Here is a 21,665-nt window from a genome sequence, read left to right as displayed (position 1 = left end):
CACGAAAGCGCCGATGTGACCCAGCAGGCCTACCCCATCGTGGGCATCGGCACCTCCGCTGGCGGTCTGGATGCCCTGAGCGACCTGCTCGCCCACCTCCCTGCGAACGCCGGCATGGCGCTGCTCGTCGTGCAGCACCTGGACCGCTCGCATCCCAGCCTGCTCACGGACATCCTCGCCCAGCGCACGCCGCTCGCCGTCACGGAAGCGACGGACGGCCAGCCCGTCGAGGAGAACCACGTCTACGTCATCCCGCCCGACACCAGCATGACGCTGGCGCAGGGCCGCCTGGTGCTGCGCCCCCGCGGCGAGACGCTGGGCCCGCCCATGCCGATCGACGACATGCTGGACTCGCTGGCCAAGGACCAGGGCAGCAAGGCCGTCGGCGTCATCCTCTCCGGCAACGGCACCGACGGCGCGATCGGCATGCAGGCGATCAAGGGCTGCGGCGGCATCGGCTTCGCGCAGGACGACGACTCGGCGCGCTTCACCAGCATGCCGCGCGCCGCCGTCGAACTGGGCGGCGTCGACCTCACGCTGCCGCCCGCGCAGATCGCCGCGGCGCTGCTGCGGCTGGTGCGCAACCCCTTCCTCGACGTGCAGGCGCTGGACGCCGACGACCGCGGCGGCGTGCAGGACCTCGTGCTCATGGACCGCGTGTTGCGCCGGCTGCACATGGTCTGCCACGTCGATTTCACCCACTACAAGCGCGGCACGGTCGAGCGGCGCCTGGGGCGCCGCCTCGCCCTGCACGGCCTCGACCACCTGTCGGACTACCTGACGGTCCTGGAGGCGGACCCGGCCGAGGCCCATGCCCTGTGCCGCGACCTGCTGATCCGCTACACCGAGTTCTTCCGCGATCCGGAGGCCTTCGCCGCGCTGTCGGACACCGCGCTGCCGCGGCTGATGCAGCACGGGGATCCCGCGATGCCGCTGCGGATCTGGGTGCCCGGCTGCGCCACCGGCGAGGAGGTCTACTCCATCGCGATCTGCGTGCTGGAATACCTGGCCGAACAGGCGTCGAACCGGGAGGTGCTGATCTTCGGCACCGACGTCAGCGAAGAGTCGCTGGCCGTCGCGCGCAGCGGCCGCTACATCGAGAACATCGCCCGCCACGTCAGCGCCGACCGCCTGGCCCGCTACTTCGTCCGGGACGGCGATCACTACCGCGTCTCCAAGACCATCCGCGACTGCTGCACCTTCGCCCGCCAGAACGTCGCCTACGACCCGCCCTTCTCCCGCATCGACCTGATCAGTTGCCGCAACCTGCTGATCTACCTCGATCCCACGCTGCAGAAGCGCGTCATGCCGGCCTTCCATTTCGCGCTGCAGCGCGAGGGCCTGCTGATGCTGGGCCTGTCGGAAAGCGTCGGCGCCTATTCCGAGCTCTTCACCGCGCTGGAAGGCAAACGCACCCGCCTGTTCCTCAAGCGCTCGGTGCCGCATCGCATCCTCGCGGCGATCGGCCGGCCGACGCGGCCCTCGATCGCGCCGCCTCCCGGCCTGCGCCGGGCCGGCAGTTCCGTGACCGCCGAGCGCGACGGGCTGCGGCGCGAGATCGACCGCGTCTCGATCGCGCGTTTCGCGCCGCCGTGCGTGCTGTGCGACGACGACCTCAACGTGCTCGAGTTCCGCGGCGACACCAGCGCCTTCCTGTCGCTGCCGGCCGGCGCGCCGACGCAGCAGCTGCAACGCCTGGCCCGGCCGGGCGTGTTCAGCGCCATCGGCGACGCGGTGCGCCGGGCGCGCGCGGACTCGGTGCCGGTGCGCCGGAGCGGCCTGCGCATCGACACCGGGTCGGGCCAGCTGCGCGACGCCTCGATCGAGGTCGTGCCCCTGTACCCGGGCGAAACGGAGTCGCGCTGGTTCCTGGTGTTCTTCATCCTCTCCGAGGACGTTGTGCCGCTGCCCGAGACCGCGGTCCAGGCGGGCATCTCGCAGGCCGTCCGGGCCGCGGTGCTCGCGCGGCTCGCGGGCGGCGCCGCGCGCCGCAACGACGCCGATCGCAGCGAGATCCGGCGCCTGACCGACGAGTTGCGCGCCTCCCGCGAGCACACCCGCGAGATGCTCGAGGAACACGACCGGGCGATGGAGTCGCTCCGCGCGCTGGAGGAGGAAACGCAGTCGAGCAACGAGGAGCTGCAGAGCACCAACGAGGAACTGGAGACCGCCAAGGAGGAGCTCCAGTCCCTGAACGAGGAGCTCTCTACCACCAACGACGAGCTGCGCTTCCGCAACCGCGAATTGAAGGTCCTGCACGACGAGGTGACGCAGGGACGCGACTTCGCCGACGCGATCATCGAGACGATGTCGCAGCCGCTGCTGGTGCTGATGCCGGACCTGCGCGTCACGCGCGCCAACCAGGCGTTCTACGCCTGCTACGAGACGAGTCCGCGCGAAACCCTGCACCGCGTGCTGTACGAGCTGGGCGACGGGCAATGGAACATCCCCGCGCTGCGGGAACTGCTCGAGACCCTGGTCCCGCGCCACACGAAGGTGCGCGACTTCGAGGTCAGCGCGGTCTTCCCCCACATCGGCGCGCGCACGGTCAAGCTCAACGCCGCCCGCGTGGCCTGGCCGGACCGCGCGCTGATCCTGCTGACCATCGACGACGTCACGACCAAGCACCGGGCCTTCGACCGGCTGACGCAGGCGGACCGGCAGAAGGACGAGTTCCTGGCGATGCTCGCGCACGAGTTGCGCAACCCGATGGCCGCCATGAACAACGCGATGCACGTGTGGCGGCATGAAGGCGCCGACGACGCGTTGAAGCAGAAGGCGGTGGCCACCATCGAGCGCCAGCTGCGCAACCAGGCGCGCATGGTGGACGACCTGCTGGACGTCTCGCGCATCAGCCGCGGCATGGTGACGCTGCACATGGAACTGCTGGACCTCTCGCAGATCGTGCAGCAGGCGCATGATGCGCTGCGCCAGGCCTTCGTCGCCCGCCGCCACGAGGTCACCGTGACCGTGCCGCCGCGTCCGGTCCTGATCAACGGCGACGCCGTGCGGCTGGAGCAGATCGTGACCAACCTGATCGGCAACGCCATCAAGTACACGCCCGCCGGAGGCGTCATCCATGTGTCGCTGCAGCGCGGCGACAAGGACGCCGTGCTGACCGTCGCGGACAACGGCATCGGCATGACCGAGGAATTCCAGTCCGAGCTGTTCACCGTGTTCGTCCAGGCCGACCGGTCGGCGGGCCAGAACATGGGCGGCCTCGGCATCGGGCTGGCCGTGGTGCGCCGCCTGGCGGAACTGCACGGCGGGCAGGTGACCGCCTTCAGCGCGGGGCTGACCCACGGCAGCCGCTTCGTCGTGAGGTTGCCGTACGCCGAGGAAGAGACGTGGCTGCCCGACGCGAACCCGCCGCCGCCGGTCGAGCGCGGGGCGACGACGGCGCGCCGGGTGCTGGTGGTCGACGACAACGTCGATGCGAGCCAGAGCACGGCCGCGTTGCTGAGACTCGCCGGGCACGAGGTGCAGATCGCCGACGACGGGCCGTCCGCGCTCGAGCAGGTGCGGAGCTTCCAGCCCGACGCCGTGGTGCTCGACATCGGCCTGCCGGGGATGAACGGCTACGAGGTCTGCCGGCAGCTGCGCGAGATGCCCGGTCACGAGGACACGCTGGTGATCGCCGTCAGCGGGTACGGCCAGTTGGACGACGTCGATCGCGGCCGGGAGGCCGGCGTGACGCACTACCTCACCAAGCCCGCGGACCCCGAAGAACTCAAGCATCTGCTCGAGAGCTGAACCGGGCCGGACACCCGGCCGGGCACCCGGCCTGACACCCGGCCTGACACCAAGCCAGATACCGGGCGGCCGACGGGCCAGACAGCGGGCCGGACGGTCCGGGGCGCCGGGCGGATCGTCCGCCGGACAACAGCGGGTACGCCCCTTGCTGAAGGGAAGTCGATCCGAGCCGCTTCTGCTGGGTAGACCGTGAGGTCTCTGGTGTCCGTCCCTCGTCTCCTCCCATCGTGCGCAGTACCGGCCGGCGATGGCCGCCCGCCTGCCGCACGTTCCCTGGAGCCTCGCCATGACTGCCACCGCCGCGACGTCCCCGTCGTTCCCCTCGCCACGCGCGTCCGACGACCGCCTCCCCACGCCGCCCCTCACGTCGACCCCCACGCCGCCCCCTGCGTCGACCCCCACCTCGGCGGCTGAAACCGCCGACACGCCCTCGCTGGCCGGCCAGGTCGCCCTGATCACGGGCGGCAGCCGGGGCCTGGGCGCGGCGATCGCGCAGGTGCTCGGCGAAGCCGGCATGCGCGTCGTGCTCGCGGACCTTGACGTCGAGCGCGCCCGCAACCACGCCGCGGTCCTGGCCGAATTCGACATCCAGGCCATGCCCATGGCGCTGGACGTGGCCGACGCGCGGCAGTGCGAGCAGGCGGTGGCCGACACGGTCCGCGAACTGGGCCGGCTCGACGTGCTGATCAACAACGCGGCGATCGACGTCACCGCGCCCCTGTCCGAGCTCAGCGTCGAGGATTGGCACCGCGTGCTCGCCACCAACCTGTCCGGGCCGCTGCTGATGGCCAAGTTCGCCTCGGCGCGGATGTTCGGGCAGCCGCGCGGCGGCCACATCGTCAACATCGCCTCGACGGCGTCCAAGCGCGCCTGGCCCAACGCCAGCGCGTACCACGCGACCAAATGGGGCCTGCTGGGCCTGTCGCACGCGCTGCATGCGGAGCTGCGCGAGCGGAACGTGCGCGTCTCGGCGATCGTGGCCGGCGGCATGAAGACCCCTTTCCTGCTCGACCGCTTCCCCGACATCGACGAGGCCACGCTGCAGGACCCCATCAACGTCGCCCGCGCCGTGCGCTGGGTGCTGACGCAGCCCGCCGGCACCGTCGTGCCCGAGGTGACGGTGCTGCCGATGCGCGAGAGCTCCTGGCCGTGAGCCTGCCCCTCGATCCGCTCGGCATGCTGCCGGTCCAGGACCTGGACCTGGCCGCGCCGGCCTCGGAACGCGCCCGCGGCGCGCCCCTGCGACCCTGCCTGTTCATCGACAAGGACGGCACGCTCATCGAGAACGTGCCCTACAACGTCGATCCCGCGCGCCTGCGCTTCATGCCCGGCGTGGGTGCGGCGCTGGCGCGGCTGCAGGCGGCGGGGCTGGCGCTGGTGATCGCCACCAACCAGAGCGGCATCGCGCGGGGCTACTTCTCGCGCGCGCAATTTGCGCAATTGCAGGAGGTGCTGCTGCAACGACTGCGCGACGAGGCCGGTGTCGCCGTCGACGATCTCATGCTCTGCCCCCACGAACCCGATGCCCAGGGCCGTCCCGCCTGCCTGTGCCGCAAGCCCGCGCCCGGCATGCTGATCGGCGCGGCGCGGCGGCTGAACCTGGACCTGTCGCGCTCGTGGATGGTGGGCGACACCCTGGACGACGTCGAGGCCGGCCATCGCGCCGGCGCCGGCGGCCTGCTGTTCGACAGCGGCGGGGAGACCGTGTGGCGCCGTTCGCCGCTGCGCGAGCCCGACGCCGTCTTCACCGACTGGGACGCGCTGGCGACACACCTGCTCGCGCGGCTCGGCGACCCAACGCAAGGGAGCTCGTCATGCTCGACAAATGGAACAGCACGCTGAAGGTCCTGCCGCCCGAGCGGCTGCGGGACACGGTCTCGCGCGTGGCGCGGCCGCTGGTCTTCACCAACGGCGTCTTCGACATCCTCCACGCCGGCCACGTCGCCTATCTGGAGGCCGCCAGCGCGCAGGGCAGCAGCCTGGTGGTCGCGCTCAACAGCGACCGCTCGGCGCGCGGCCTGGGCAAGTCGGGCCCATCGGGCCTACCCGGCGAACGGCCATTCCACGCCCTCGCCGACCGGGCCCGCGTCGTGGCGGCGCTGGCCTGCGTGTCCTGGGTCACCTGGTTCGACGAAGCGACGCCGGCCCTGCTGCTGCAGGCGCTGCGTCCCGAGGTCTACGTCAAGGGCGGCGACTACCGGATCGAGGACCTGCCGGAAACGCCGCTGGTGCGCAGCTGGGGCGGCCGTGTGACGATCGGCCCGCTGCTGCCGGGGCATTCCAGCACCGCGCTGATCGAGCATCTGCGGGCGGCGGCGCCATGACGCCCCCGGCCGCCATGCCCGAACCGGCGCGGCCCGCGGTCCTGATCGTGGGCGACTGCATGCTGGACGTGTACCTCGAGGGCGCCGTGGAGCGCATCTCCCCGGAGGCGCCGGTGCCAGTGCTGCGGCTGCATCGCCAGACGCAACGGGCGGGCGGCGCGGCCAACGTCGCGCTCAACCTGTCCCAGCTGCGCTGCCCCTGCACGCTCACCGGCCTAGTCGGCGCGGACAACGCGGGCGCGTGCCTGATCGCGCTGCTCGACCAGCCGGGCATCACGCAGCGCTTCGTGCGCAGTCCCGGCGTCGACACGACGCAGAAGATGCGCCTGGTCAGCCGGCGCCAGCAGCTGCTGCGCATGGACGTCGAGTCGACGCCGCCCGCCGAGGCCGTCGACGAGCTGACCCTGCTGGCCGTCACCCTGACGGAGCGCCACCGCTGGATCGTCCTGTCGGATTACGCCAAGGGCGCGCTGCGCGACGCGAGCGTGCTGATCGAGCGCTGCCGCGGCACGTCGCGCCAGGTGCTCGTGGATCCCAAGCGTCGCGACCTCGACGCCTACGCCGGCGCCTGGCTGATCAAGCCCAACCTGGCCGAACTGCACGAAGTGCTCGGCGACTGGCCCAACGAGGCCCAGCTGGACGAGCGCGTCGCGTCGCTGCTGGCGCGCCTGGACATCGATCACCTGCTGCTCACGCGGGGCGACGCCGGGATGAGCCTGTACTCGCGCGGTCGCGCCGGCCTGCACATCGCCGCGCAGACGCGCGAGGTCTACGACGTCAGCGGCGCCGGCGACACGGTACTGGCCGCGCTGACCTGCTTCCTCGCGCGCGGCGAGACGCTGGAGGACGCGGTGCGTGCCGCCAACCAGGCGGCGGGTCTCGTCGTCGGCAAGTTCGGGACGGCCTCGGTCACCTTGGACGAACTCGGAGTGCCTTCATGAAAGCCCTGTCCTTCCCCGCGCCCTTCCCCGCGCCTTATTCGACGACCCCCGTGGCGCCGGCCGCCCGGGGCCGGCGCGCATTGCCCCGCCCGCCCCCCGGACCTTCGCCGGCGACGGCCCTCTTCGACGAGGGCCTGCGGGATCATCGCGCCCTGTTTGACCGCCTCGACACCCTCTGGCCGGCCGTGGCCGACGCGGCGATCCTGGTGACCCACACCTTGCGGGCCGGGCGCAAGCTGCTGCTGATGGGCAATGGCGGCTCGGCCGCCGACTGCCAGCATCTGGCCGCGGAGTTCGTCGGCCGCTTCCGCGCGGAACGCGCGCCGCTGGCTGCGATGGCCTTGACGACCGACACCTCCGCCTTGACCGCGATCGGCAACGATTACGGCTTCGACGAGGTTTTCGCACGGCAGATCGCCGGACTCGGTGTCGCGGACGACTGCGTCATCGCCATCTCCACCTCGGGCAACTCCGCGAACCTGCTGCGGGGACTGGCGCAGGCGCGTGAGCTCGGCATGAGCACGATCGGATTGAGCGGACGCGACGGCGGCGCGATGAAGGCGCTGTGCGACCTCAACGTGATCGTGCCGCACGGGGACACCGCCCGCATCCAGGAAGCCCACATCTTCATCGGGCACAGCTGGTGTGCGCTGGTGGAGCAGGCACTCGCCGCGCCGTCGTGAGCGGCTTCCCGGAGGACCCCGCGTCGCCGTTCCGCTCGTTCTGGATGGGCGGCTATGAAGGCGCCGATCACGTCAACGAAGCGGGCGACGCGCTCGACATGGTGCGTGGCACCGGCCATGACCGCCTGGTGCGCGGCGACTACGCCGCGGCGCGCCGCCTCGGCCTGCGCTGCGTGCGCGAAAGCGTCGGTTGGCGGCTGAGCGAGCGCAGGCCGGGCCGCTGGGATTTCTCCCGCGCGCGCCACATGGCCCGCGCCGCGCGGCGCGAAGGCCTGCAGGTGCTGTGGACGCTGATGCATTACGGCGTCCCGCCCGACCTCTCGCTGCGCGACGATCGCTTCATCCCGCGCTTCGCCCGGTTCGCGGCCGAGGCGGCGCGCGCGTTGATGCCGCTCTGCCCGGCGCCGCGCATCTACACGCCGGTCAACGAGATCAGTTTCCTCGCCTGGGCGGCCTCGGCCACCAACGGCATGGGGCCGGCGGGGGTGCTGGGCGACGCCGGTCACGAGGACACGGGCGTGAGCGGCTTCGAGATGAAGCGCCGGCTCGCGCACGCCGCGCTCGCCGGCATGGCCGCGATCCGCGAGGTCGATCCCGACGCGCGCTTCCTGCACATCGAGCCCGTCGTGCATGTCGTGCCGGCGCAGGACACGGACGAGTTGCGCGAACTCGCGCAACGCATCGCGTCCTACCAGTGGCAGTCGCTGGACATGCTCGCGGGCCGCCTCGCGCCGGAGATCGGCGGGCATCCCGCGGCGCTCGACCTCATCGGCGTCAACCATTACCACAGCAGCCAGTGGGAAGTGCCGACCGAGCGCCGGCTCGCCTGGCATCTGCAGGATCCGCGGCGCATGCCGCTGTCGGAGATGCTGCAGCTCGTGTTTGAACGGTATGGCCGGCCCATGGTCGTCGCCGAGACCGGGCACTTCGGACGGGGCCGCGCGGACTGGCTCGCCGACATCGCGGGAGAAGCGCGACGCGCGTCCGCACTCGGGCTGCCGTTGCTCGGCGTGTGCCTGTATCCCCTGCTCGACCGGCCGGACTGGAACGAGCCCGGGCGCTGGCACCGCAGCGGGGTGTGGCACGCCACGCGCAATGCGCAGGGCGTGGTACACGGCCGGCGCGTGGTCCCCCGTTATGCGCGCGCGCTCGCCGCGCTGTGCCACGGGCGATGACGCTGACCGGGTCCGGCGTTACCTGTCGCGTCCGCCGCGGAAGATCTCGAACTCGATCGGCTTGAACGCGCCGTTGTTGGAGTTCTCCGCGGAGCAGGCGGTCAACGCGCACAGCAGGTCCATCTCGGCGCGCAACTCGACCCACTGTCCCGCCTTCGACGTCGGCGGCTCGACGCTCACCGTGCCGTCCTCCTTCACCCGCACATTCATGAAGACGTTGAAGGTGGTCGAGATCTGCTCGGGACGGATCCCGTGCGGCGCGAATGCGGTGTACAGGTTCTCGAAACAGCTCGGGTGGTGACCCCGGACCTTGTAGAGGATCTCGAACATCTCCTGGCTGCACGGCGTCAGCAGGAAATCGTGACGGCCCACCTGATCCTCGAGGAGGGTGAACATGCGCCGACTGTCGTTGGCATACAGCACATCCCCCGTGCTCAGGTAAATCTTCGACGCGTAGTCGATCGAACGGCCGGAGGAGAGCACGCAGGAGAAGTCGTCGCGCTTGAAGGCGAACAGATCGGCGACCTGCTCGCCGAGCGGATCGATGATGCGCAGGACATCGCCCTTGTCCAGGGTGAACGCAGTGCCCGACTGAGGCGCGATGCGGCGCGTGCCGCCATGGGCGTCACACATGGCGGCTCCTGGCAAACGGACAGACCCAGTCGGCCGGCACGTCGCGGCCGGCGTACTGGCGGGCCTCGGACGCTTCACCGAAGCGGGTCAGCACCGGATTCACGCTGCCCTGCAGCGCCACATCGCGCTTGCGGATGGCGCTCTGCATCGGACCGTACTTGCCGGTCGCCTTCAGCAGCTCGAACTGGTTGTGGAAGTTGAAGACCAGACTCGGCATCGGCGCGCGGCGCGCCAGTCGCGAGGACTGGGGGTGCATGCCCACGACGAAATATGCCCGGCCGGCAATGCTCATCGAGAAATTCTGGCTCGCGGGATCGTCGCTGACGCTCTGGTCCCAGCAGCACTCGCCGCGATCCAGGTCAGCCAGCAGCTGCAGCTGCGTCCAGAGGTGACGCTCGAACGCCGCCTCGGTGGCGATGGCCTGATCGAACAAGGCGACGAAGCTGACGGGCTGCGGTCCCGGCTCGGGGAAGGTCGCGGAGAAGCGCCGCAGGTCCTCCCGCAGCGCGCGCACATCGGCCGGGTCGCCGAATCGCCCATATTGCCCGTGCCACAGGCGACCCTTGTTCAGTGCGGACCGTGCGCCCACACAAGGAAAGGCGGCGTCGTTGACAAAGGCGTCGAACTGCTCGGAGGCCGTTCGATCGCCGCGGACAGGGAGCGCGGAGGGAGGGGTCATGGGGACGTTGATCGTTGTGTACTGCAAGGCCTCCACGGTAAGGAATTTCAAGGTCGCGAGAAGCAGGCGCCGGGGCCCATCACCGGTGGGAGGCGGACGCGGATCCACGTAGGCGCGGTCCCGCATCCGCGTGTGGCGTACGGCGCCAGTGCCGGCCCCTCTCCTCCGGCAAGTGCGGGGAACCAGGACGGCGGCGAGGAGCGCCGCGGGGTGTCGGGCATCGCAGGCGCACCGATTGCTGGCGAGGGGCATCATCAATTCCTGGAGTGCCTCATGGCCATCACCCGTACCTCGCGCCGCCCCGCTCTCTCCGCGATCGCCGCGGTGTCCATCGCCCTCGGAAGCCTGCTGGCGTCCGGCGCCATCTCCGCCCAGGCGACGGCACCGGCCGGCGCGTCCGCGCCGCGTGCAGCGCATGCGGACAGCAGCTTCATGAAGAACGCCGCCGAATCGAGCTTCGCCGAGATCGACGCCGGCAACCTGGCCCTGCAGAAGGGAAGTGCCGCGGAGGTCAAGGCTTTCGCGCAGAAGATGGTCGACGACCACAAGAAGGCGGACGGTGAGCTGCAAGGCCTGGCGGCGTCCAAGAGCGTGAAGTTGCCGACGGAGGCCACCATGGTGGCCAAGGGCAAGGCCAAGCTCCTGGAGAAGCGCGACGGCACGGGCTTCGACCACGCCTATGCCGAGAACCAGGTATCGGCCCACAAGGACGCGGTCAAGCTGTTCGAGAAGGCCGCCAAGGACGCGAAGGATGCCGACGTGAAGGCCTGGGCCGCGAAGACCCTGCCCACGCTGCAACACCACCTGCAGGAGGCCCAGGCCCTGGAGGCCAGCACCAAGGCCGCCGACAAGAAGAAGTGAGGGGCGCTGCCGGCCGTCAAGCTCGGTGACGCCATCAGGCGACGCCGGGGTGGCGGCCGGCGCATCGCTCGGATTCCGCGGCTGGCCGCGATGTTCTCCGGAAGGGGAATGCGATCGATCGAGGACTGGTTCAAGCCACCGTCCGCGTGCGACCCCCGAGCACGGCGCGGAAGTGCTCGATCGTCCTCGTCAGCCCGTCTTCCAGGCTGACCTCGGGTCGCCAGTCCAGCTCGGCCCGCGCGAGGTCGATGTCCGGGCAGCGACGCCGCGGATCGTCCTCGGGCAGCGGCATGAACACGAGCGGCGACCGGCTGCCGGTCAGGCGAAGGATCATCTCGGCCAGCGCGAGCATGGTGTGCTCGCCTGGATTGCCGACGTTGATCGGGCCGATGTGCGCGCCGTCCATCATCCGGATCAAGGCGCGCACGGTGTCGTCGACGAAGCAGAAGCTGCGGGTCTGCGCGCCGTCGCCGTAGATCGTCAGCGGCTCGCCCTGCAGCGCCTGGACGATGAAGTTGCTGACGACGCGGCCGTCGCCCGGCCGCAGCCGGGGACCGTAGGTGTTGAAGATCCGCGCCAGGCGCACGTCCACTTGCCGCTCGCGGTGGTAGGCCATCAGCATCGCCTCCGCGCAGCGCTTGCCCTCGTCGTAGCAGGAGCGCGCGCCGTTCGGATTGACGTTGCCCCAGTAGTCCTCGCGCTGCGGATGGCGCTCGGCGTCGCCGTAGACCTCGCTGGTCGAGGTCTGCAGCAGCCGCGCGCCGCTGGCCTGCGCCATCGTCGCCAGCCGCCACACGCCCAGCACGCTGCTCAGCACCGTCTCCACCGGGGCGGTCTGGTAATAGGCCGGACTCGCCGGGCAGGCCAGGTTGAAGATGCGTGTCGCGCCCGCCATCTCCGGCGTCACCGTCTGGCAGATGTCGCGGCGCTGGAAGGTGAACCCCCGATGACCGAGCAGCGCGTCCAGGTGCGCGGCCTCTCCCGTGCTCAGGTTGTCCACGCCCATCACGCGGTCGCCCCGGCGCAGCAGCGCCTCGCACAGATGGCTGCCGACGAAGCCGGCGGCGCCGGTGACGAGCACGGTGGGCGCGGCCTGCGGGGATTCGGTCATGTGCTCACCTCATGCAGTGTCCGCATCCAGTCCGCGACGAAGCGGTCGATGCTGAAGCGTTCCCTGGCCAGCGCGCGGCCGCGTGCGCCCCACTCGCGCGCCAGGCCGGGATCGCGCAGCAGGCGCCGCATGGCGTCCTCGAGGGCGTCGGGCCGGTTGTCGAGGAAGCCGCTCTCACCGCTGCGGATCACCGTGCTCAGCTCGGTGGTCGCCAGGCCGATCACCGGCTGCCCGATCAGCATGGCCTCGATCAGCGCCAGGCCGAGGCTGGTGTAGCGCGCCGGATGGAAGAAGAAGCGGTGCGAGGCCATCCAGGCGGGCAACGCCAGTGGCGAGGCCTCGCCCTGCCCGCCCGGCATGTCGTCGCTGCCCATGCCCACGAGCGCCAGCGGCAGACGGCCGCCCAGTTCCCGATACAGGTCGGCACCCAGACGCCGGCCGCGCCGGGCCAGGTGGTTCACCACCACCAGGCCCTTCTCGACCTCGCCCGTCCAGCTCTGGCGCGTCAGCGGCAGCACGCCGTGCTCGATCACGCGCGACGGCGTCTCGCCCGCGTCCCACATCAGCGCATTGAAGGGGGTGCAATGGATCAGCAGCGCCTCCCGGTCCTGCACCCAGTGCCGCGTGTCGGTCGGATGCTGCTGCGGCGGATCGTGCTCCAGGTAGAGGCGCGGCAGCCGCTGCTGCGCCCCGGCGAGCCAGCGCACCCGGTCCTCATCCCAGCCGGCGCGATGCTGGTAGAGCACCACGTCGAAGGGCATGCGCGCGATCTCGTCGATCGGCGCCTCGTGGACGTTGTCGCCCCACGGCAGCGCGCCGACGCGGCCGACGCGGCCCGGCGTGCGGCCCGGGTCGGTCACCAGATAGAAATCATGCGGGACCTGCGTCAGGTTGAAGAGGTAGTTGCCGTGGACGTGCCACGTCAGGATGCGCAAGCGTCGGGGCATGGAAGCCCTCCTTGATCGTTGGCCCGGGGTCGGGGCGCGGCTGCCGGAGCTGGTCCTCGATCGCGGCGAGCACCTCGGACACGGTCAGCGCCTCGGCGCAGGGATGTCCGTAAGGACAGTCGGAAAACGCGCAGGGACGGCACGGCGCCGCCTTGGCCAGCACGCGGTGCAGGCGCCGGTCGGCCGGCGCCCACCGCGCGGCCTCGCCGCCGCAGGAGGTCACGACGCTGGGCACGCGCAAGGCGGCGGCCACATGCGACGCGCCGGTGTCGTTGCACACCAGCAGCCGCGCGCCGCGCAGCAACGCGCCGAAGCTCCACAGCGAGGTCCGGCCCGCGAGATCGACGCTGGGGACGCCGAACGCGGCCAGCCGGTCCGCGAGCGCCGCGACCAGCGCACGCTCGTCGGCGGTGCCGGTCAACACGATCGTGTGGCCGGCGTCGTGCAGCGCCCATCCGACGGCGGCGAAGCGCGCGAACGGCCAGCGCCGCGATGGCAATTGCGCGCCGGCGTGCAGGCAGACGTAAGACGGCGCCGCGTCCCGGCCGGGCCAGGCCTCGCGCAAGTGACGCTCGTCGTCCTCGCGCAGCGGGAAGGACAGCTGTTCGCCCGCCGGCGGGAGGTCGAGATGGCGGCACAAGGACAACAGCCGCTGCGTCTCGTGCCCGCCTGGGGACCAGGGCAGGAAGCGCCCGGCATCCGGTGTCGGCACCCAGGCGCCCGGGCCATGGAAGCCGGCATTGCGGCGCGCGCCGAACAGGGCCAGCAAGGGATTCGTCCGCTCGCCGCTGCCGTGCAGCTGGATCGCCAGGTCCCAGCCGACGGCCTGCATCCTCGCGAGGAATGCCGGCAGCGCCGCCAGGTCCGGGGCCTGCTCGGGCAGGCCGGGCCAGCCGGGGAACGGGATCCATTCGTCGATGCAGTCCAGGCGCGAGGCGTACTCGCGGGCGGCCGGCAGCCCCATCAGCGCGATGTGCGCGCGCGGCCACGCGCCGCGGAAGGCGCGCAGCGCCGGCACGGCGCAGATCAGATCGCCCAGGACCAGCGCGCGCAGCACGACGACGCGCCGTATCGGCGCATCGATCGGCGCATCGATCCGCACATCGATCGGCGCATCGATCGGCACATCGATCGGCGCGTCGACCGGGACGGTGGCAGCGCGGCTCGTCACAGGAACGGCGTCCGGAAATGCCAGGCGCCGCGCAGCCGCCAGTACACCGACAGGAACGGGATCGCAGCCGACGTGCACAGCATCTCCACGACATGCGCGGGCGCGCGCGAGGTGTGCAGCAGGCGCTGTGCCGCCAGGCGCAGCACCAGCAGGAGCGCGCCGGCCATCGGCATCGTCGCCGCGCCGATCAGCCCGGTGCCCGCCATGACCGCGGCGACCAGCGTCAACGCCACGATCGCGTAGTAGTCCCACGGCGGCACCCGACGGATGCGGCTGCGATACAGCGCGGGATGCTTGCGGTAGAGCAGCGCATCGAAGAAGACGTTGCGCTGCTGGCGCAGCGACACGCCCCAGCGCTCCGGCCGCACCGGATGCCAGACCAGCGCGCGCGTCGCCTGCCCGACCGGGCCGAGTGGCTCGAGCCGGAACTGCAGGTCGGAGTCCTCGCGCCACGGCCGACGGAAGCGCTCGTCGAAGCCGCCGATCGTCGCCAGCGCCGCGCGCCGGACGAAGGCGTTGGCGGTGACGAACTCGGCGATCTCCAGGCCGCGGGTCATCAGCTCATGGTCGGTCGGCGCGCGATGCACGCCGCGCCGACGGCGCGTGACCGGTGGCACGCGGACACGGCCGGACGCGGCCACCCAATCGGGATGCCGCGCCATGGCGGTCAGGCCCAGGCGCAGCCAGCCGGTCTCGGGCCGGGTGTCGTCGTCGGTGAACGCGACGACGGGCGCGTTGGCCGCCCGCCAGCCGCAGTTGCGCGCCACCGCCGGCCCCTTGCCGAGGATCGGACACAGGTAGCGGATGTGCGGCGCGCCTTCCAGCGCGGCGATCGCGTGCACGCGGTCCCGGCAGCGGCTGTCATGGCCGTCGTCGACCACGATGATCTCGAAGCGCTCGCGCGCGAGCGTCTGCGCCAGCAGGGCCATCAGGCAGCGCTCCAGCAACTGGGGCCGCCCGCAGGTGGGAATGACGACGGAGACGTCCAACGGGCGCGGGGCGCGTCCGGGTTCCGCGACGGCCGTCATGCCACCGCTCCCATCGCCGGCCGCAGCAGGGCGCCGGCCGCCTCGGCGATCCGGTCGGGGGCGATGCCGCGGAGGCAGGCGTGGTGGACCTGCGGGCAGACGCTCTGCTGGCAGTCGCGACACGGCACGTCGTGGCTGAGCACGCGCGAGGCGACCTGCCACGGCGTGTGCTGCGGATTGGTCAGCGCGTAGAGATCCACCACCGGCGTCCCCACCGCGGCGGCGAGATGCACCGGGCCGCTGTTGTTGGCCACCAGCAGCCGCGCGTCCGCGATCAGCGCGGCCAGCTCGCCGATGCCGGCGGTCGCCGCCACCACGATGGCGGGCGCACGCATCGCGCGCCGCATCTCCGCCAGCAGCGCCATCTCGCCCGGTCCCGCGCACAGGACCGCCATGGTGCGGCCGGTGCGGTCCTCGCGGACGATGCGGTCCGCGGCCTCCCCCAGCCGGTCCGCCGGATAGCGGCGCGACGGGGCGCTCGCGCCCGGGTGGAACACCACGTAGGGCCGCCCCTCGGCCAGTCCGGCCTCGCGCAAGACCGCGCGGACCGTCAGGCGGTCGCGCTCGCGCAGCGCGAAGCGCAGCCGCTCGTCCTGCGTGCGGCAGCCCACGCTCGCCACCAGGTCCAGCTGGCGACGCACCTCGTGGCGCATGCCGGGGCCGATGGCGTCCGGGTCGGCGACCTCGTCGCTGAGCAGGCCGTAGGCGCGCTCGCGCGCATGTCCCAGCACCAGCGGGATGCCGGCCAGCCGGCACAGCGTCGCCGCCGGAAACACGCTCTGCGTGCACACGGTGAAGATGATCGCGGCGTCGGGGCGTTCCCGGTCGCCGCCGTCGGCGCCGCACAGGCGCTGCACCAACCGCCGCTCGGTCCAGCCGCGCGGCGGGTCGCCGGCGTCCGACGCCGCCGCGCCGGCCTTGGTCCAGGGCGCGTCGAAACCGACGATCTCGTCGACCATCGGCAGATGCGGCGCGAGCGCCGCGATCGACGGCGCGGCCAGCAGGGTCAGATGCGCGCCCGGCAGCGACTCCCGCACGGCCGCGATCGCCGGCGTCGTCATCAGCACGTCGCCGAGGTTGTCCAGGCGGATCAGCAGCACGCGGCGCGCCGCGCGCCATCGATGGGCGCGGCGCTCGTCGCCGCGAACGGCGGCGGTGATCCCGGCGGCGGTCATCCCAGCGGCAGTGATCCCGGCGGCGGTCATCCCGATGGCGGGGGTCACGGCGGCGGGGGTGACGGCGCTCGTCATCCCTTGGCCTCCACGACCGGCATCGCGGCGATCGAGGGGGGACGCGCGGCCGCGAGGCGGTGGAGGCCCGCCACCTGGCGCGGCTCGCGCCGCGCCGCCAGCGCGCCGTAGACCGCGGCCAGCCGGCCCGCGACGCTGTCCCAGGTGAACTCCCGCTGCGCCCGCTGCAGTCCGGCGCGGCCCATCAGGCGACCGAGCTCGGGCTGGCGGCGCAGATCGTCCAGGCGCAGGGCCAGCACCGCGGGATCCTCCGCCGGGACCAGGAAGCCGGTCAGGCCGTCCACCACGCTGTGCTGGATGCCGCCGACCGCCGCGCCGATCACCGGCGTCGCGCAGGCCATGCTCTCCAGCGGCGTGATGCCGAAGGGCTCGTACCACGGCGTCGTCACGAAGACGTCGGCGGCGCGGTAGTAGTCGCGCAGCTGGGGACGGTCGCGCCGCCCGACGAAGGTCACGCGCGCCTGCACGCCGCAGTCCTGCGCGATGCGGCGCAAGCGCGCAATCTCGGGGGTGCGGGTCTCGTCCGGTTGCGTCGATTCGCCGCCGACGATCAGCAGCCGCCACGGCGTGCCGGCAGGGAGACGCGCGACGGCGCGGATCACGTTGTCCACGCCCTTGCGCGGCACCAGCCGGCCGAGCTGGAGCACGATGAACTCGTCCTGGGCGAGCTTCAGCTTGCGCCGCGCCTCGGCGCGGTCGCCGGGTCCGAACTCGTCCAGGTCGACGCCGCAGGGCACCTGCGCGATGCGGTCGGGCGACGCGCCGCAGTGCCGGATCAGGTCCTCGGCGTCCTGCGGACATTCGGCGATGACGCAGTCGGCCTCCTCGGCGATGCGGCGTTCGATCGCGATGCGTTCCTGCGGGAAGCGGTCCGCCTCCTTCTGATGCAGGCGGCGCACGGCGCCCAGCGCATGGAAGGTCTGCACCAGCGGCACGCCGACCACGCGGCGCAGCCGCAGGCCGACCAGCCCCGACATGAAGAAGTTGGCGTGCATCACGTCATGGCGCAGGCTGCCGCGCATCAGGCGCAGCGCGGCGGCGCCGAAGGCGCGCATGTGCGGCAGCAGTTCCTCCTTGGGCACGAAGGCCGGCGGGCCGGCGTCGATATGGAAGACGCGCACGCCGGGCCGCATGTCCACCGCCGTCGGCAGCGCGCGGTGGTCGCGCCGGGTCAGGACGTCGACGTGATGCCCGCGCCGCGCCAGCGCCGCGGCGACGTGCGCCACGTAGACGTTCTGGCCGCCGGCATCCACGCCGCCCTGCTGGGCCAGCGGCGAGGCGTGTTCGCTGATCAGCGCGACTCTCAAGGGTGCTTCCATGATGAACTGCTCCATGGTGGGATTCGGGAATGCCTCAACGCTTGCGCGCCGGCGCCGTGACGCGCGTGGCGCGCGCCACCTCGAGCGCGCCGCCGGGCCGGGTGATGTGCCGCATGCGCTCGCCGAGCGCGTCGAGCTGGCGATCGAGCCGGTGGTGGCGGACCATGCGCGCGCGGGCCTGCTCGCCCATGCGCCGGCGCAGCTCGGGCTGCGTCAGCATCTGGTGCATGCGGCCCGCCAGCTCCTCGGCGTCGCGCGGCGCGACCAGCCAGCCGGTGCCGCCGTGCTCGACGATCTCGGGCACGCCGCCGACGCGGGTCGCCACGACCGGCAGCCCGCTGGCCATGCCCTCCATCAGCGCCAGCGGCATCGCCTCGGAATGGGAACTCGACACCAGCAGGTCCAGGTCGTGATAGACGGGCCGCACGTCGTCGACGCCGCCGGCGACGTGGACATGCGTGCCCAGCCCCTGACCGTCGATGGCCTCGCGCAGGCCGGTTTTCATCGGCCCCTCGCCCACCAGCACGAAGTGCGCGTCGGGCAGCGACGGCCGCAGCAATGCGGCCGCGCGCACGAACAGGTCGGGCGCCTTCTCGGGCGACAGGCGGCCGACGAGGCCGGCGAGCATCGCGTGCGCCGGCAGTCCCAGCGAGGCGCGCAGGCCCTGCGCCGGCCGCGGGCCGGGCTGGAAGGCGTCGACGTCGACGCCGTTGGGCTCCAGGCTCAGGCGACGGCGCTCCACGCCCAGGCCGAGCGCGTGGTAGTAACTCTGGCGGCAGACCACGCTGAGGAAGCTCCCGGTCGCGCGGTGCAGCTCGAGGTCGGACAGGCCGGCCTGACGCGCATGGATGGTCGTCATCACCGGCACGCCGGTGAGCCGGCCCGCCAGCCCGGCCAGCAGGTGCGCGTTGGGCAGGTGGGCATGCAGCAGGTCGACGCGTTCCGCCGCGATCAGGCTCGCCACCAGCTGGATCGAGGACCACGGCGGGTCCTCGGGCATCGCCACGATGACGACGATCGCCCCCGCCCGGCGCAGCCGCTCGGCGAAGGCGCCCTCCGACGGGCACAGCGCGGTGAAGCGGAATCCGCCCTCCCGGCCCAGGTGCGCCACCAGCCGCTCCACGCAGCGCTCCATGCCGCCGACGATGTCGTTGCCGACGACCTCCAGCACGTGCAGCGGCGCATGCGAGCTCGGCACCGGGTGCAGCGAGGCGTGACCGTCGTCGACGAGCGCGGCGACAGCGTGGGGGGAGGCGGTGTCCATGATGGGTCTTGGTGGGTGACGGGGGATCGGGCCTCGACGTTCAGCAGCACATGGGCCGCCAGCGTCCGGCGCCGGCTTCGAGGGCAAATGGCGGATGGCGCGGAGGGAGCGGATGGCGCGGAGGGAGTGAACCGAGCGAACCGAGCGAACCGAGCGAATTGAGCGAACTGGGCGAACTCGGCGAACTCGGCGAACTGGGCGAATTGAGCGAACTGGGCGATGGGACCGGGGCGGCGGGGCGGGCGGCTTCGGCCAACCCCAGCCACGCGGCGGCGGTGCCGCTCCAGATCTGCCGCCGGTCGCCCTCGCCCAGCGTCAGCTGGTCCATGAGGTCCGCGACCCACTGCATGCGCTCGCGCAGCTCGGCGCCGGGACACGGCAGGAAGCAGTCGCTGCCGAACTGCAGCGACCCCGCCCCGAGCACCGCCAGCATCCGCGACAGCACCTCGAGCCGGTACGGCGGCGGCGGGCCGAAGGAGATGTCCAGCCGGAACTGCGCCTGCGCATGCGGCACGCCGTGGATGCGGTCGATCAGCGCGACGGCCAGGGCCTCGTCGGTCCACGGCCAGCCCATGTGGGCGAGCGTGACCCGCGTATGGGGGTGGTCGCGCAGCGCCTCGAAATAGGTCGGCCGGCAGAAGCGGCCGGAGCGCCCGTCGATGAAGATGCCGCTGTGGAACAGCAGCGGGAGCGCCAGCGCGTCCGCGACGGCGAAGACCGGCTGCACGCGCGCCTCATGGGGGTACCAGCCGGTCGGCACCATCTTCGCGCCGCGCAGGCCGAGGTCCTCGATCGCGTGGCGCAGGTCGGCCGGCGCGTCCGGGCTGCGGGGATCGACGACGGCCAGGCCGATCAACCGGTCCGGGTGATCGCGCACCAGCCGCGACAGGTGCGCGTTGCCGCGCCGCAGCGAGGCGGCGTCGTCGAGCGAGTACCCGTCGCCGAGGAACGGCGCCAGCAGCACGCCGACATCGACGCCGGCCTCGTCCAGCGTACGCAGCACGTCGTCGGTCGTCTCGCGGCCGGTGCAGTGCAGATGGGCGTCGATGATCATGGTCAGGCCGCCCGCCGCACGGAGGGCGTCGCAGGCACGCTCGGGCTCGACGCCGTCCGGTCCGGCGCGATCGGGTCCGGTCCACGCTTGTCCGGCGCCGTCCGGGCCGGCACGGTCGCCGTCGGCGCGCTCGGCAGCGCGGCGGCCGGCAGTGCGGCCAGCCAGCCGCGCACGCGACCGGCCGCCACTTCCCAGGTGCCGGCCGCCACGACGGCGGCGGCGGCCTTCTGCCAGCTCGCGTGCATCTGCGGCGATTCGTACAGCACCGCATCGCAGGCGGCGATGAAACCCGCGGCGTCGCGCCCGATGCGCACCGCGCCGCCGTACAGGCTGATCACGTCGTGGATCGCCGTGCTGACGACCGGCTTTCCGCCGGCCAGGTATTCCAGCGTCTTCGTCGGACTGATGAAGCGCGTCGATTCGTTGAGCGCGAACGGCATCAGGCAGAGGTCCCACCCCGCCAACAGCTGCGGCAGCTGCGCGTAGCTCTGCATCCCCAGCCAGCGGATGTTGGGACGTCGCGGCAGCGAGGCTGCGTCGATCTTCACGACCGGTCCGACCATGACGATCTGCCAGTCGGGCCGCGCGTCCGCGAGGGCCGCGACCAACTCGAGGTCCATCCGTTCGTCGATGACGCCGAAGTAGCCGAGTCGCGGGCGCGCCAGGTCGCCCTGCAGTTCGGCCGCGCGCGCGGCCAGCGGATCGCCGTCGGCATCGCCTTCACCCGCGCCCGCGTACTCTCCCGCGTCCTTGCCCTCGCCCTCGCCCTCGCCCTCGCCCTCACGCCCGCCGTCCGCCGCGTCACCGCCCACCGGCCGCGCCGTCGGCGGCGCGAAATGGGCCGGGTCCACCGCGCTGGGCAGGCAGTGCAGATTCGGATGCAGGCCCTCCCGCGCCGCATAGAGCGATGGCCCCCCGCAGAGCACCAGGTCCGCCGACGCCATCAGCGCGCGTTCGCGCTGGCGCAGTTGCGCGGGGGCGTAGCGGAAGGCCGAGAGCTCGTCCATGCAGTCGTAGATCAGCGCCCGCGGACCCAGGCTGGCGATGAGTGGCAAGGCCATCGGCGTGTACAGCCACACCAGCGGATCGACGATCTCCCGCCGCGCGATTTCTCGCTCCAGCAGCGGCAGCAGCACGGTCAACTGGGCGTCGTCGAAGCCGGGCGCCGCCACCGGCGTGAAGGGCACCAGCACCTCCACCTCGGCGCCGTCGTCCGCGGCTTCGAATCGCGCCTCGACGCGGGCGGGGCCGTTCGCATCGAGGATCGGCTCCTCGATGAAGATCACGCGGTGGTCCGCCGCCAGGCGGGACATCAGATGCTGCGGGCGCTGGAAGACGAAGTTCCATCGCAGGTGCGAGAACACGATCAAGGGTGACATGGGAATTCCCGTTGGCGCGCGCTGCGCGGCGCCTGGGTGAAGAACGTGGCGCGTACGGGGCGGGTACGGCAGGCCACGAGGGCAAGGTCCCTC

19 protein-coding genes are annotated in these 21,665 nt (G+C 72.1%); 8 read left to right on the top strand and 11 right to left on the bottom strand.

Annotated elements, in window-relative coordinates; translation table 11 throughout:
* Positions 1-15: 15 nt before the first annotated feature.
* The 7 genes from AC07O8_RS18740 (at position 16) to AC07O8_RS18710 (ending at position 8,876) form a co-directional block, all read left to right on the top strand.
* Positions 16-3,753, top strand: coding sequence for a chemotaxis protein CheB (locus AC07O8_RS18740; protein WP_495049459.1), 3,738 nt, complete (start codon positions 16-18; stop codon positions 3,751-3,753).
* A 286-nt stretch (positions 3,754-4,039) separates the two neighbouring features.
* Positions 4,040-4,906 (top strand): SDR family oxidoreductase, encoded by an 867-nt coding sequence (locus AC07O8_RS18735; RefSeq protein WP_495049458.1) that lies wholly within the window; start codon positions 4,040-4,042, stop codon positions 4,904-4,906.
* Positions 4,903-5,595: a D-glycero-alpha-D-manno-heptose-1,7-bisphosphate 7-phosphatase gene (locus AC07O8_RS18730; protein WP_495049457.1), complete on the top strand. Its 693-nt coding sequence runs from the start codon at positions 4,903-4,905 to the stop codon at positions 5,593-5,595. The genes AC07O8_RS18735 and AC07O8_RS18730 overlap by 4 nt, the downstream gene beginning before the upstream one ends.
* Positions 5,568-6,077 (top strand): adenylyltransferase/cytidyltransferase family protein, encoded by a 510-nt coding sequence (locus AC07O8_RS18725; protein WP_495049456.1) that lies wholly within the window; start codon positions 5,568-5,570, stop codon positions 6,075-6,077. The genes AC07O8_RS18730 and AC07O8_RS18725 overlap by 28 nt, the downstream gene beginning before the upstream one ends.
* Positions 6,074-7,018, top strand: coding sequence for a bifunctional heptose 7-phosphate kinase/heptose 1-phosphate adenyltransferase (locus AC07O8_RS18720; RefSeq protein WP_495049455.1), 945 nt, complete (start codon positions 6,074-6,076; stop codon positions 7,016-7,018). The genes AC07O8_RS18725 and AC07O8_RS18720 overlap by 4 nt, the downstream gene beginning before the upstream one ends.
* Positions 7,015-7,701, top strand: coding sequence for a D-sedoheptulose-7-phosphate isomerase (locus tag AC07O8_RS18715; RefSeq protein ID WP_495049454.1), 687 nt, complete (start codon positions 7,015-7,017; stop codon positions 7,699-7,701). Before AC07O8_RS18720 ends, AC07O8_RS18715 begins: the two co-directional genes overlap by 4 nt.
* The gene (locus AC07O8_RS18710; protein WP_495049453.1) at positions 7,698-8,876 is read left to right on the top strand and encodes a beta-glucosidase; all 1,179 of its coding nucleotides are present in this window, start codon (positions 7,698-7,700) and stop codon (positions 8,874-8,876) included. Before AC07O8_RS18715 ends, AC07O8_RS18710 begins: the two co-directional genes overlap by 4 nt.
* A gap of 18 nt (positions 8,877-8,894) precedes the next feature.
* Here the strand turns inward: AC07O8_RS18710 and AC07O8_RS18705 are convergent, their stop codons facing one another.
* Both AC07O8_RS18705 and gntA read right to left on the bottom strand, forming a co-directional pair.
* Positions 8,895-9,509, bottom strand: coding sequence for a DUF1989 domain-containing protein (locus AC07O8_RS18705; protein ID WP_495049452.1), 615 nt, complete (start codon positions 9,507-9,509; stop codon positions 8,895-8,897).
* Positions 9,502-10,188, bottom strand: a complete 687-nt coding sequence (gntA, locus tag AC07O8_RS18700; RefSeq protein ID WP_495049451.1) for a guanitoxin biosynthesis heme-dependent pre-guanitoxin N-hydroxylase GntA — start codon at positions 10,186-10,188, stop codon at positions 9,502-9,504. Before gntA ends, AC07O8_RS18705 begins: the two co-directional genes overlap by 8 nt.
* Positions 10,189-10,461: 273 nt before the next feature.
* On the opposite strand from gntA, the gene AC07O8_RS18695 reads away from it, so the two are divergent.
* Positions 10,462-11,049, top strand: coding sequence for a DUF4142 domain-containing protein (locus AC07O8_RS18695; protein ID WP_495049450.1), 588 nt, complete (start codon positions 10,462-10,464; stop codon positions 11,047-11,049).
* Between the two features lie 130 nt (positions 11,050-11,179).
* Here AC07O8_RS18695 and AC07O8_RS18690 read toward each other — a convergent pair whose 3' ends face one another.
* Genes AC07O8_RS18690 through AC07O8_RS18650 form a run of 9 tightly spaced genes read right to left on the bottom strand, consistent with a single transcriptional unit; the run spans position 11,180 to position 21,572 of the window.
* Positions 11,180-12,160, bottom strand: a complete 981-nt coding sequence (locus tag AC07O8_RS18690) for a UDP-glucuronic acid decarboxylase family protein (protein WP_495049449.1) — start codon at positions 12,158-12,160, stop codon at positions 11,180-11,182.
* Complete coding sequence (locus tag AC07O8_RS18685) at positions 12,157-13,107, bottom strand: glycosyltransferase (RefSeq protein ID WP_495049448.1); 951 nt, start codon at positions 13,105-13,107, stop codon at positions 12,157-12,159. The genes AC07O8_RS18690 and AC07O8_RS18685 overlap by 4 nt, the downstream gene beginning before the upstream one ends.
* A complete protein-coding gene (locus AC07O8_RS18680; protein WP_495049447.1) occupies positions 13,031-14,278 on the bottom strand; it encodes a glycosyltransferase family 9 protein in 1,248 nt (415 codons plus the stop codon). The genes AC07O8_RS18685 and AC07O8_RS18680 overlap by 77 nt, the downstream gene beginning before the upstream one ends.
* On the bottom strand, positions 14,275-15,306 hold the full coding sequence (locus AC07O8_RS18675) for a glycosyltransferase family 2 protein (RefSeq protein ID WP_495049446.1): 1,032 nt from the start codon (positions 15,304-15,306) through the stop codon (positions 14,275-14,277). Before AC07O8_RS18675 ends, AC07O8_RS18680 begins: the two co-directional genes overlap by 4 nt.
* Positions 15,303-16,556: a glycosyltransferase family 9 protein gene (locus AC07O8_RS18670; protein ID WP_495049445.1), complete on the bottom strand. Its 1,254-nt coding sequence runs from the start codon at positions 16,554-16,556 to the stop codon at positions 15,303-15,305. Before AC07O8_RS18670 ends, AC07O8_RS18675 begins: the two co-directional genes overlap by 4 nt.
* Entirely contained in the window at positions 16,553-17,890 is a 1,338-nt protein-coding gene (locus AC07O8_RS18665) for a glycosyltransferase family 4 protein (protein ID WP_495049444.1), read from the bottom strand. Before AC07O8_RS18665 ends, AC07O8_RS18670 begins: the two co-directional genes overlap by 4 nt.
* Positions 17,891-17,909: 19 nt before the next feature.
* A complete protein-coding gene (locus tag AC07O8_RS18660) occupies positions 17,910-19,139 on the bottom strand; it encodes a glycosyltransferase (RefSeq protein ID WP_495049443.1) in 1,230 nt (409 codons plus the stop codon).
* Between the two features lie 40 nt (positions 19,140-19,179).
* Positions 19,180-20,193, bottom strand: a complete 1,014-nt coding sequence (locus AC07O8_RS18655; protein WP_495049442.1) for an amidohydrolase family protein — start codon at positions 20,191-20,193, stop codon at positions 19,180-19,182.
* A gap of 2 nt (positions 20,194-20,195) precedes the next feature.
* Entirely contained in the window at positions 20,196-21,572 is a 1,377-nt protein-coding gene (locus AC07O8_RS18650) for a glycosyltransferase (protein ID WP_495049441.1), read from the bottom strand.
* Between the last annotated feature and the right edge of the window lie 93 nt (positions 21,573-21,665).

The sequence above is a fragment of the Roseateles sp. GW821-FHT09G09 genome (assembly GCF_059415965.1).
Note: the sequence above shows the minus strand (reverse complement) of the source record. Positions and strands in the feature narration are given on the sequence as shown.